Origin of the sequence: Dietzia sp. HMSC21D01, from assembly GCF_001815995.1 — a bacterium.
Lineage (GTDB): Bacteria > Actinomycetota > Actinomycetes > Mycobacteriales > Mycobacteriaceae > Dietzia > Dietzia cinnamea.
In genome coordinates, this window is sequence record NZ_KV824095.1 from 1 (window position 1) to 10,402 (window position 10,402).

The 10,402-nt window shown below is 72.0% G+C and carries 12 protein-coding genes and 1 pseudogene; all 13 read left to right on the top strand.

Annotation, left to right across the window (positions count from 1 at the left end; genetic code table 11):
* A partial coding sequence (locus HMPREF3086_RS15450; protein WP_070722798.1) for an HD domain-containing protein occupies window positions 1-1,688 on the top strand: 1,688 nt, incomplete at its 5' end.
* A 64-nt stretch (window positions 1,689-1,752) separates the two neighbouring features.
* Entirely contained in the window at window positions 1,753-3,342 is a 1,590-nt protein-coding gene (ffh, locus tag HMPREF3086_RS15455; protein ID WP_007632883.1) for a signal recognition particle protein, read from the top strand.
* Window positions 3,343-3,540: 198 nt separating this feature from the next.
* A complete protein-coding gene (gene rpsP / locus HMPREF3086_RS15460) occupies window positions 3,541-4,038 on the top strand; it encodes a 30S ribosomal protein S16 (protein WP_070722799.1) in 498 nt (165 codons plus the stop codon).
* A gap of 5 nt (window positions 4,039-4,043) precedes the next feature.
* Window positions 4,044-4,286, top strand: coding sequence for an RNA-binding protein (locus HMPREF3086_RS15465; RefSeq protein WP_007632879.1), 243 nt, complete (start codon window positions 4,044-4,046; stop codon window positions 4,284-4,286).
* Window positions 4,287-4,328: 42 nt separating this feature from the next.
* Window positions 4,329-4,862 carry a ribosome maturation factor RimM gene (rimM, locus tag HMPREF3086_RS15470; protein WP_007632877.1) on the top strand — a complete coding sequence of 178 codons (534 nt, stop codon included), beginning with the start codon at window positions 4,329-4,331 and terminating at the stop codon, window positions 4,860-4,862.
* A gap of 35 nt (window positions 4,863-4,897) precedes the next feature.
* Complete coding sequence (trmD, locus tag HMPREF3086_RS15475; protein WP_043568704.1) at window positions 4,898-5,689, top strand: tRNA (guanosine(37)-N1)-methyltransferase TrmD; 792 nt, start codon at window positions 4,898-4,900, stop codon at window positions 5,687-5,689.
* 161 nt (window positions 5,690-5,850) lie between these two features.
* The gene (rplS, locus tag HMPREF3086_RS15480; protein WP_007632870.1) at window positions 5,851-6,192 is read left to right on the top strand and encodes a 50S ribosomal protein L19; all 342 of its coding nucleotides are present in this window, start codon (window positions 5,851-5,853) and stop codon (window positions 6,190-6,192) included.
* Between the two features lie 62 nt (window positions 6,193-6,254).
* Complete coding sequence (gene lepB, locus HMPREF3086_RS15485; RefSeq protein WP_070722800.1) at window positions 6,255-7,019, top strand: signal peptidase I; 765 nt, start codon at window positions 6,255-6,257, stop codon at window positions 7,017-7,019.
* A 35-nt stretch (window positions 7,020-7,054) separates the two neighbouring features.
* The gene (locus HMPREF3086_RS15490) at window positions 7,055-7,723 is read left to right on the top strand and encodes a ribonuclease HII (protein WP_070722806.1); all 669 of its coding nucleotides are present in this window, start codon (window positions 7,055-7,057) and stop codon (window positions 7,721-7,723) included.
* Window positions 7,720-8,025 (top strand): DUF2469 domain-containing protein, encoded by a 306-nt coding sequence (locus HMPREF3086_RS15495; protein WP_007632861.1) that lies wholly within the window; start codon window positions 7,720-7,722, stop codon window positions 8,023-8,025. Before HMPREF3086_RS15490 ends, HMPREF3086_RS15495 begins: the two co-directional genes overlap by 4 nt.
* 142 nt (window positions 8,026-8,167) lie before the next feature.
* Complete coding sequence (locus HMPREF3086_RS15500) at window positions 8,168-8,563, top strand: YraN family protein (protein WP_070722803.1); 396 nt, start codon at window positions 8,168-8,170, stop codon at window positions 8,561-8,563.
* A gap of 2 nt (window positions 8,564-8,565) precedes the next feature.
* Window positions 8,566-10,083, top strand: a complete 1,518-nt coding sequence (locus HMPREF3086_RS15505) for a YifB family Mg chelatase-like AAA ATPase (RefSeq protein WP_070722804.1) — start codon at window positions 8,566-8,568, stop codon at window positions 10,081-10,083.
* Window positions 10,083-10,402: pseudogene (locus tag HMPREF3086_RS15510) on the top strand (DNA-protecting protein DprA); the annotation flags it as partial. The gene HMPREF3086_RS15505 and the pseudogene HMPREF3086_RS15510, both read left to right, overlap by 1 nt.

Consider the following 10,402-nt stretch of genomic DNA (forward strand, 5'->3'; position numbering starts at 1 on the left):
TCGTGCTCGACGCCCGCACCGAGCTGCACCGGGTCGCCGGACGAGCCCGCGAGGTGCTACACGCGGAGTACGGCGACGAGGTCGGCCGTGCCCTCGGACTCGGTGACCGGTTCGACCTCGCCCGTGCCCTCAGCGACGCCTCCCGCACGATCGCGTTCACCGCTGACCAGGCGATCCGCGGATCGTGCGCCACCCTGTCGACGCGGGGACTCACCGGGCTGCTGAGGCGGTCCCCGGTCCGCCGGCCGCTGGACGACGGCGTGGTCGAGCACGCGGGCGAGGTGGCGCTGGCCCGTGGCGCGCGCGTCGAGGAGGAGCCCTGGCTACCCCTGCGCGTGGCGGCCGCCGCCGCGCGCTTCTCCCTCCCGGTGGCGGGGTCCACCCTCGGCGTCCTGGCCGAGCGCAGCCCCGCCCCCGACGGCCGCTGGCCCGCGGAGGCGCTGTCCGACCTGCTGGTCCTGCTGGGCTCTGGGGAGGCACAGATCCCCGTTCACGAGGCCCTCGACCGTTGCGGACTGTGGGAACGCCTGCTGCCGGAGTGGTCCGGCGTGCGGGACCTGCCCGCCCGCGAACGCACGCACGTCTACACCGTCGACAGGCACCTCGTGCAGACGGCGGTCGAGGCGTCGCGGCTCACCACCTCGGTCGCGCGGGCCGACCTCCTGCTGCTCGCGGCGCTCCTCCACGACCTCGGCAAGAGCCGCGTGGGCGACCACAGCGAGAACGGCGCGGTGATAATCCGGCCGATCGCCGAGAGGATGGGGTTGAGCGTGCGCGACACCCAGACCCTGGAACGACTGGTCCGACACCACCTCCTCCTCGCGAGGACCGCCGCACGCCGCGACCCCTCCGACCCGGAGACCGCCCAGTTCGTCCTCGACACCCTGGACTGGGACACGGTCGCGCTGGACGTGTTGGCCGCGCTCACCGAGGCCGACTCGATCGCCACCGGACCGACCGTGTGGTCGGCGGGACGGGCCGGCGTGCACACGGCGCTCGTCGCGGCGTGCCGCGCCCAGGTGGGACCCCGCCCGGCCGCCGTCGAGGCCCCGACGGTGCGGGCGTCGAGACGGCACGGTCCCCCCGACGTCGTCGTCGACCTCCGTGCGGCGGGCACGGGCACCACACACGAGGTCACCCTCGTGGCCCCCGGTGCCGGAAGGTCATTGGCGGTGGCTGCGGAGGTCCTCGCCGCCCACCGACTGGAGATCGTCGACGCGGAGATCGACCTGCGGCCGCCCGGAGGGATGCGCGCGAGGATGACCGTCTCCACGCGGTTCGGCGACCCGGTGGACGCCCGCGTGCTCCGGCAGGACCTGCGACGGGCGATCGACGCCGGACTGCCGGGATCGCTGCGCGCGGCCCTCGCCCGCGGCGAGGCCGTGCCCATCGGTCCCCCGCGGGCCAGATCCTCGGTCCTCGTCGGGCACCGCTCCGACGCGGACGGCGTGATGATGGAGGTCCGCGCCGAGGACCGACCCGGGCTGTTCGCCCGGATCGTCTCCGCGATCCTGCAGACGGGCGCCCGGATCGACTGGGTGGTGGTCCGCACCAGGGGTGCCGCGGTCGAGGACGTGTTCGCCCTCTCCGGCCCGGGTGCGGTCCTCAGCACGGCCGGTCAGGTCGAGTCACTGCTGCCGGGACACGAGCCCGCGACGCCCGTCGTCGCGCGTGCCGATACCCTGTGATCAGTCGTCGCCGACGACGCCGGGACGCGCGCGCTCCCGGGACGCGAACCAGGGAGCTGTTGCCGTGTTCGAATCCTTGTCCGACCGTCTCACAGGGGCGCTCAAGGACCTGCGCGGAAAAGGTCGGCTGAGCGACGCCGACATCGACGCGACGGCCCGCGAGATCCGACTCGCGCTGCTCGAGGCCGACGTCGCACTGCCGGTCGTGCGCGCCTTCATCTCCCGGGTCAAGGAACGGGCCAAGGGCGCCGAGGTCTCCGAGGCGCTCAACCCCGCCCAGCAGGTCGTCAAGATCGTCGACGCCGAGCTCACCGCCATCCTCGGTGGCGAGGCCCGCCGGATCGAGTTCGCCAAGCAACCACCGACGGTGATCATGCTGGCCGGCCTCCAGGGTGCGGGTAAGACCACGCTGGCGGGAAAGCTCGCGTACTGGCTCAAGGGCCAGGGGCACACGCCGCTGTTGGTGGCGTGCGACCTCCAACGCCCGGGCGCGGTCGACCAGCTACGCATCGTCGGTGAGCGCGCCGGAGTACAGACCTTCGCCCCACACCCCGGCACCTCGGTCGGCGGGGACGGCGCGGAGATCGGCGTCCAGGAGCCGGTGTCCGTCGCGCAGCGCGGGCTGGCCCACGCACGCGCCAAGATGCACGACGTCGTGATCGTCGACACCGCCGGCCGCCTCGGCATCGACGAGGAGATGATGGCCCAGGCCCGCGGCATCCGCGACGCCGTCCAGCCGCACGAGACCTTCTTCGTCCTGGACGCCATGATCGGTCAGGACGCGGTGGTCACCGCCGAGGCGTTCCGCGAGGGCGTGGGCTTCACCGGCGTCGTGCTCACCAAGCTCGACGGCGACGCGCGCGGCGGCGCCGCGCTGAGCGTCCGCGAGCTCACGGGCACCCCGATCATGTTCGCCTCGGACGGCGAGAAGCTCGAGGACTTCGACGTCTTCCACCCGGAGCGCATGTCGAGCAGGATCCTCGGCATGGGCGACGTCCTGTCGCTCATCGAGCAGGCCGAGACGGTCTTCGACGCCAAGGAGGCCGAGAAGACCGCCGCCAAGATCGGCTCCGGCGAGCTCACGCTCGAAGACTTCCTCGACCAGATGATGATGATCCGCAAGATGGGTCCCATCGGGAACCTGCTCGGCATGCTGCCCGGCGGCAAGGACATGAAGGCCGCCGTCGGCGACATCGACGAGAAGCACCTCGACCGCATCCAGGCGATCATCCGCGGCATGACCCCCGAGGAACGCGCCGATCCCAAGATCATCAACGGATCCCGGCGTCAACGCATCGCCAACGGCTCGGGCGTTACCGTCACCGACGTCAACCAGCTCGTCGACCGGTTCTTCGAGGCGCGCAAGATGATGAGCCGGATGGCCGGCCAGATGGGGATGCCCGGGGCCGGGCGCAAGAACCAGCGCAAGGGCAAGAAGGGCAAGGGGAAGGGCAAGGGGCGCGGCCCCACGCCGCCGAAGAACCGCGGCGTGATGCCCGGTATGCCGGGGATGCCGGGGATGCCGCCCGGTGGGATGCCGGGGATGCCGCCCGGGGGCATGCCGGACCTGTCCCAGATGCCGCCGGGCCTGGACCAGCTCCCGCCCGGCCTCGAGGGCATCGATCTGGACAACCTCAAGTTCCCCAAGAGGTGACCCGACGGCCCGTGTGCACCGATTGGTGCGCGCGGGCCGGGCGTGTCTAGACTGGACCGCTGGACGCCGTCACCGGTGGGTCCCCACGCGGGGGTCCGGGCCGAACGGCGGTCACCCGGAAGGCGAAACCGGACCCCGCGAGCAGCGCGGGCGTCGCTGAATCGCCATGTGACCCACTACAGGAAGTGAGACGCGCTCATGGCCGTCAAGATCAAGCTCACCCGACTCGGCAAGATCCGCAACCCGCAGTACCGGGTCGTCGTCGCCGACGCCCGTACCCGCCGCGACGGTCGCTCCATCGAGACCATCGGCCTCTACCGCCCGAAGGAGGAGCCGAGCTTCATCCAGATCGACTCCGACCGGGCCCAGTACTGGCTCGGCGTGGGCGCCCAGCCGACCGAGGCCGTCGAGCAGCTGCTCAAGATCACGGGCGACTGGCAGAAGTTCAAGGGCATCGAGGGCGCCGAGGGCACCCTGCGCACCCCGGAGGCCAAGCCCTCCAAGCTGGACCTGTTCAACAAGGCGCTCGAGGAGGCCCAGGGCGAGCCGTCCGCCGAGGCCATCACCGCCAAGCGCAAGGCCGACAAGGCGAAGAAGGCCGAAGAGGCCAAGAAGGCCGAGCAGGAGGCCGCCGCGTCGACCGACTCCGCCGAGGGTGAGGCCGCGTCGGCTGACGCCGAGATCGCCGAGGCCTGAGACAGATGAACGACATGGTCGTCGACGCCGTCGACCACCTCGTCCGCGGCATCGTGTCGGATCCCGACGCCGTGTCCGTCCGGTCGAGTGGTGGTCGGCGCGGCACCGTGATCCGGGTGGCGGTCGCGCCCGAGGATCTCGGCCGTGTCATCGGGCGGGGCGGTCGAACCGCGTCCGCCATCCGGACGATCGTCTCCGCCGTCGGGGGAGAGGGCATCCGGGTCGACGTGGTCGACACCGACCGCTGATCCCACCCCGTACGCGCCGACAACCGGAGGACCTGACACACCATGGAGCTCGTCGTGGGCCGCGTCGTCAAATCGCACGGCGTCCGCGGCGAGCTCGTGGTGGAGGTCCGTACCGACTCGCCCGAGGAGCGCTTCGCCCCCGGCGCGCGGCTCACCGGCCGCGTCGGCAAGGGGGACCGCGCCACCGACCGTGACGTCACAGTGGAAGCCGCCCGGAGCCATTCCGGGCGGCTTCTCGTGCGCCTGGCCGGTGTATCCGACCGCGACACGGCCGACGCGCTGCGCGGCATGCTCCTGCTGGTCGACTCCGCCGAGCTCCCCGATCCAGAGGACCCGGACGAGTACCACGATCACCAGCTCGTCGGGCTCCGGGTCCTCGACACCTCGGGCGCACCGCTCGGCGAGGTCACCGAGATCGTCCACACCCCCGCCGGTGAGCTCCTCGGGATCCGACTGACCGACGGTGCCGACGCGCTCGTGCCCTTCGTCACCGAGATGGTCCCCGAGGTGGACGTCCCCGGTGGGACGTGCGTCATCGACCCACCGGAGGGGCTGCTCGACCTGGGCACGTCGTGACCGGGCCCGCCGCCGAGGAGCGGCGCGGGCCGATCATGCGTCTCGACGTCGTCACCGTCTTCCCCGACTACCTCGCCCCGCTCCGGCTCGCCCTCCTCGGTCGCGCCGTCGACCGGGGCATTATCGAGGTCGGCGTCCACGATCTGCGCGCCTGGACCCACGACGTGCACAAATCCGTCGACGACACCCCGTTCGGCGGCGGGCCGGGGATGGTGATGCGGCCGACGGTGTGGGGCGACGCGCTCGACGACCTAGTTCCCCAGACCGACACCGGGCTGACGACCGGGCCGGCCGCCTCGGATCCGGACTCCCGGCCCCTGCTGATCGTCCCGACCCCCGCCGGGCGGCCCTTCTCCCAGTCCGACGCCCACAGGTACGCCCGCCGCCGTCGGATCGTGTTCGCGTGCGGCCGCTACGAGGGCATTGATCAGCGCGTGGTCGACGAGGCCTCCGAGCGCATGGACGTCGAAGAGGTCAGCATCGGGGACTACGTCCTGATCGGAGGCGAGGTAGCCGTCCTCGTCATCGCGGAGGCCGTGGTACGCCTCCTGCCCGGTGTGCTGGGGAACCGGCGTAGTCACGAGGAGGATTCCTTCTCCGACGGTCTCCTCGAGGGACCGAGCTACACCCGCCCCGAGATATGGCGCGACCGCCCGGTGCCCGACGTCCTCAAGAGCGGCGATCACGCGAGGATCGCACGCTGGCGCCGCGACGAATCGCTGCGGCGGACCGCGGAGAGGCGCCCGGACCTCCTGGGCGGGGCCCCGCTCAGCGCCGCCGACCTGCAGACCCTGGCCGAGCTGGGCTGGGAACCGCCAGAGGGTTGATTTGGGCCACCCCCGGCGGGGATGGCACACTAGCGAGGTTGACCTTTCGGGCGCACGCGCGCCCGGGGACGGTCGCGCTGATCCGGGGCACGAACCGGTCGACCCGCCTGACGGCGGGCGCCAGGGTCCTCTGTCCTCATTCCTGACATGCAAGGAACACAATGAACACTCTCGACTTCATCGACAACAAGTCCCTCCGGGACGACATCCCGGAGTTCCGTGCCGGCGACACGCTCGACGTGCACGTCAAGGTCATCGAGGGCTCCAAGGAGCGCATCCAGGTCTTCAAGGGCGTCGTGATCCGTCGCCAGGGCGGCGGCGTCCGCGAGACCTTCACCGTCCGCAAGGTCTCGTTCGGCGTCGGCGTCGAGCGCACGTTCCCCGTGCACTCGCCCAACATCGACCGCATCGACGTGCTCGTGCGTGGCGACGTCCGCCGCGCCAAGCTCTACTACCTGCGTGAGCTCCGCGGCAAGGCCGCGAAGATCAAGGAGAAGCGCTGAGCGCATAGAGCGCGTCGGACTCGACCGCCGTCAGCGGTGCGGGATCGACTACGCTCATCCGGGTGAGCAGCACCGACACGCCCGGACACGACACCGCCGAGCCGGGACCCCGTGATCACGGGGCCCCGGCTCGCGGCGTCGAGAAGAAGGGCCAGCCCTGGTACATCGAGATCCCGCTGCTGGTGGTGATCGCCCTGGCTCTGGTGTTCGTCTTCCAGACCTTCGTCGGTCGCGTCTATCAGATCCCGTCCGAGTCCATGGAACCCACGTTGCACGGCTGCGCGGGCTGCACGGGCGACCGGATCTTCGTCGACAAGATCAGCTACCGGTTCGGTGATCCCCGGCCCGGCGACGTGGTCGTCTTCGAGGGGCCCGAGTCGTGGAACGAGGGGTACCAGTCCATCCGGTCGGACAACCCCGTCATCCGCACCCTCCAGAACATCGGCGGCGTGATCGGCATCGTCCCGCCCGACCAGAACGACATGGTCAAGCGCGTGATCGCGGTGGGCGGGCAGACCGTGGGGGGATGTGCGCCGGACGGGTCGCTCCTCGTCGACGGCAAACCGCTGGACGAGCCCTACCTCAACGAGGACCCGTCGCCCGCCCGTAACCCGTTGAACTGCGCGTTCGGTCCCGTCACCGTTCCGGAGGGCAACTACTGGGTGATGGGCGACAACCGCGGCAACTCCGCGGACTCCCGCTTCCACATGGGAGACGAACACCAGGGCACGGTGCCGGCGGAGAACATCATCGGCAAGGTGCAGGCGATCATCCTCCCGTTCGACCGGATCGGGACGGTCTCCTCGCCGGACATCAGCGCGGGGTGACCCGGGCACGTCCCGAGCGGTCGCGACGGCACCGCCTGCTGCCCACCCGGGCGCGGGTGACCCGCAGGGACGGCCGGCTCGCGCTGGAGGCCGCGCTCACCCGACGGGGGCTGGGTCCCGTCGCGGGCGTCGACGAGGCCGGCCGCGGTTCCTGTGCGGGGCCGCTCGTCGTGGCGGCGTGTGTGCTCGGTGACCGCCTCCACCCGGAACTCGCGGACCTGGACGACTCCAAAAAGCTCACCGCCGCGGCCCGCGACCGGCTCCACGACGCGGTCCTGCGGCGCGCGAGGGCTGTCTCGGTCGTCGTGATCGAACCGGATCGGATCGATGCGCGGGGGATCCACCGCTGCAACATCGAGGGGATGCGCCGGGCGGTCGCCGCCCTGGACCCGCGACCCGGGTTCGTCCTGACGGACGGGTTCGCGGTCGACGGTCTCGGGTGTCAGTCCACGGCGGTGATCGGGGGTGACGCGGTGGTCGCATCCATCGCCGCCGCGAGTGTCCTCGCGAAGGTCACGCGCGATCGGATTATGGTGGACCTCGACCCGCGGTATCCGGGCTACGGCTTCGCCGCCCACAAGGGGTACAGCACCACGGGTCACGCCAGGGCGATCGAGCAGCTCGGTCCCAGCGACATCCATCGGATGTCGTACGCCAACGTCCGTCGCGCCGCGCAGGCGCATTCGAGGAGCAGCACGAGATGAGCGCCGAGGATCTGGAGAACTACGAGACCGAGATGGAGCTCTCGCTGTACCGCGAGTACCGCGACATCGTGGGTCAGTTCACCTACGTCGTCGAGACGGAGCGGCGCTTCTACCTCGCCAACGCCGTCGAGTTGATCCCGCGGTCCGCCGACGGGGAGGTGTACTTCGACGTACGCATGTCCGACGCGTGGGTGTGGGACATGTACCGACCTGCTCGTTTCGTCAAGTACGTGCGCGTCCTGACGTTCAAGGACGTCAACATCGAGGAACTCGACAAGCCCGAGCTGCGCCTGCCGGAGTAGTCTTCGGCCCCGGTTCTCCACAGCCCGATCCGCCTCCACAGGAGGCTCCCGGCCCGGTCCGCGACCAGCGGATCGGGCCGTCGTCGTCCGGAAGGGTGTGCCCCGGCGGACCCGGACGGGCCGGGCCGCCGGGAGGACGGCGATGACAGGGGACGGGGCGGGACGCGCCAGGGGCGGCGCCGACCAGCGGGTGCGGACGGGTCGGATCGGGGAGGAACACGCGGCGGGCCTGCTGGAGGCCCGCGGTGCGGTGGTGATCAGCCGGAACTGGCGGTGCCCGGTCGGGGAACTCGACCTGGTGGTCCTGGACTCCGCGGGCAGACTGCGCTTCGTCGAGGTGAGGACCCGCACCGGTAAAGATTTCGGCAGCCCGGCCGAGTCCGTGACGGGGAAGAAGCGCCGGCGCCTGCGCCTGCTGGCCGCCCATTGGCTGGCCGAGCACCCGGGTCGCTGGCGTCAGGTGTGCTTCGACGTGGTCGGGGTGGATCTGGCCGATCGCTCGCGCCCCCGGCTCGAGTTGTTCGAGGACGTGTTCTAGCCGTGGCGCTCGGGCGGACGTGGGCGGTGACCCTGCACGGGGTGGGCGGTCAGATCGTCGAGGTCGAGGCGGACGTGGGCCGCGGGCTGCCGGGGGTGAGCATCGTGGGGCTGCCGGATTCGGCGGTCCTGCAGGCCCGGGAGCGGATTCGGGCGGCGGTGATCAACAGCGGACTGTCGTGGCCAGTGGGCAAGGTCGTCTTGTCCCTGTCGCCGGCGGGTCTGCCCAAGCGGGGCTCCGGTTTCGACCTGGCGCTCGCGGTGGGGACCCTCACCGCGTCCGGGGAGCTGCCCGCGTCCTGCTTCGACGGCACGCTGCTGGTGGGTGAGCTCGCCCTGGACGGGCGGGTCCGTGCGGTCCGTGGGGTCCTTCCCGCGGTGCTCGCCGCCCGGGACGCCGGGCTGCCCCGGGCCATCGTCCCGACCGCCAACCTCGCGGAGGCCCGGCTGGTGCGCGGAATCGACTCCGCGGGCGTGGACTCGCTGGCGATGCTCGGGGTGTGGAGCCGTGGTGGCGGGGCGCTGGTGTCGGACGCGCCGGCCGCGCGTGCCGTGGGCGGGCGGCCCCGCGAGGACCTCGCCGAGGTGCACGGCCAGGACGACTGCCGTCGGGCGGTGGAGATCGCGGCCGCCGGCGGGCACGCCCTTCTCCTCCGCGGGGCGCCGGGGACAGGCAAGACGATGCTGGCGCGTCGACTGCCCGGCCTCCTGCCGGATCTGGGGGAGTGCGAGGCGCTCGAGGCCACGGCCGTCCACTCGGTGATGGGCAAGCTCGCCCCGAGGGATCCGCTGCTGCGTCGGCCGCCGTTCGTCGCCCCGCACCACTCGGCCTCGGTGGCCTCGTTGGTGGGGGGCGGGAACAACGTCGCGCGTCCGGGGGCGGTGACGCTCGCGCACCGTGGGGTGTTGTTCCTCGACGAGTGCGCCGAGTTCCCCGCCCGCGTGCTCGACAGCCTGCGCACCCCTCTGGAGGACGGGGAGGTGAGGATCGCCCGCCGGGACGGTATCTCGGTCTATCCCGCGCGATTCCAGTTGGTGATGGCCGCCAACGACTGCCCGTGTGGCAGCGCGCGACCGGACGCGTGCACCTGCACGCCGGACGCGCGGCGGAGGTACGGCCGCTCGCTGACGGGCCCATTGCGGGACCGCATCGATATCGCGGCCCGCACCCTGCCGATCGGATCGGGTCTGTTCGCGGTCGGGGAGGTGGAGGACACGGCCGCGGTACGCGCCAGGGTGGCCGCGGCGCGCGCGGCAGCCGCCGAGAGGTGGGCGGGGTGCCCGGACGCGGCGGGGGCCCGGTCCAATGCCGAGGTACCCGGGCGCGTGTTGCGCTCGGTGTGGGGGCTCGATCGGAGCGCGGTGCAGCCGCTCGACCGCGCGCTCGCCCACGGGGTGCTGTCCGCGCGGGGCGTCGATCGATGCCTGCGCCTGGCGTGGACGGTCGCCGACCTGGACGGGGCGACCGTGCCGCGTGAGCCCCATGTGGCCGAGGCGTTGATGCTGCGAGGAGAGGACTGATGTCGGTGGGCGAGCAGGAGGCCGTGGCGGTGCCGTGGGACGTCCGCGAGGCGTACGCGTATCTGGGAGCGGTCACCGAAAGACCGACCGCGCAGGTGTGGGACCTGGTCGACTCGGTCGGTCCGGTCGCCGCGCGGGACCTCATCCGGGCCGGGCGGGCGGGCGAGACGCTGAACGCCCAGGCCGAGTCCCGTCGCGAGCACGTGGACGGGGCGGCCCTGCTCGACTCGGCCGCGACCGTGGGTGCCCGCCTGGTGGTGCCGGGCGACCCGGGCTGGCCGGGATACGCGCTCGCGCCACTCGACCGGCCACGCGGGCG

What these genes read in the sequence shown, in the direction of transcription:
- rpsP (WP_070722799.1), top strand. Translation starts at nt 3,541, where the DNA reads ATGGCCGTCAAGATCAAGCTCACCCGACTCGGCAAGATCCGCAACCCG.
- HMPREF3086_RS15465 (WP_007632879.1), top strand. Translation starts at nt 4,044, where the DNA reads ATGAACGACATGGTCGTCGACGCCGTCGACCACCTCGTCCGCGGCATC.
- rimM (WP_007632877.1), top strand. Translation starts at nt 4,329, where the DNA reads ATGGAGCTCGTCGTGGGCCGCGTCGTCAAATCGCACGGCGTCCGCGGC.
- trmD (WP_043568704.1), top strand. Translation starts at nt 4,898, where the DNA reads ATGCGTCTCGACGTCGTCACCGTCTTCCCCGACTACCTCGCCCCGCTC.
- rplS (WP_007632870.1), top strand. Translation starts at nt 5,851, where the DNA reads ATGAACACTCTCGACTTCATCGACAACAAGTCCCTCCGGGACGACATC.
- HMPREF3086_RS15495 (WP_007632861.1), top strand. Translation starts at nt 7,720, where the DNA reads ATGAGCGCCGAGGATCTGGAGAACTACGAGACCGAGATGGAGCTCTCG.
- HMPREF3086_RS15500 (WP_070722803.1), top strand. Translation starts at nt 8,168, where the DNA reads ATGACAGGGGACGGGGCGGGACGCGCCAGGGGCGGCGCCGACCAGCGG.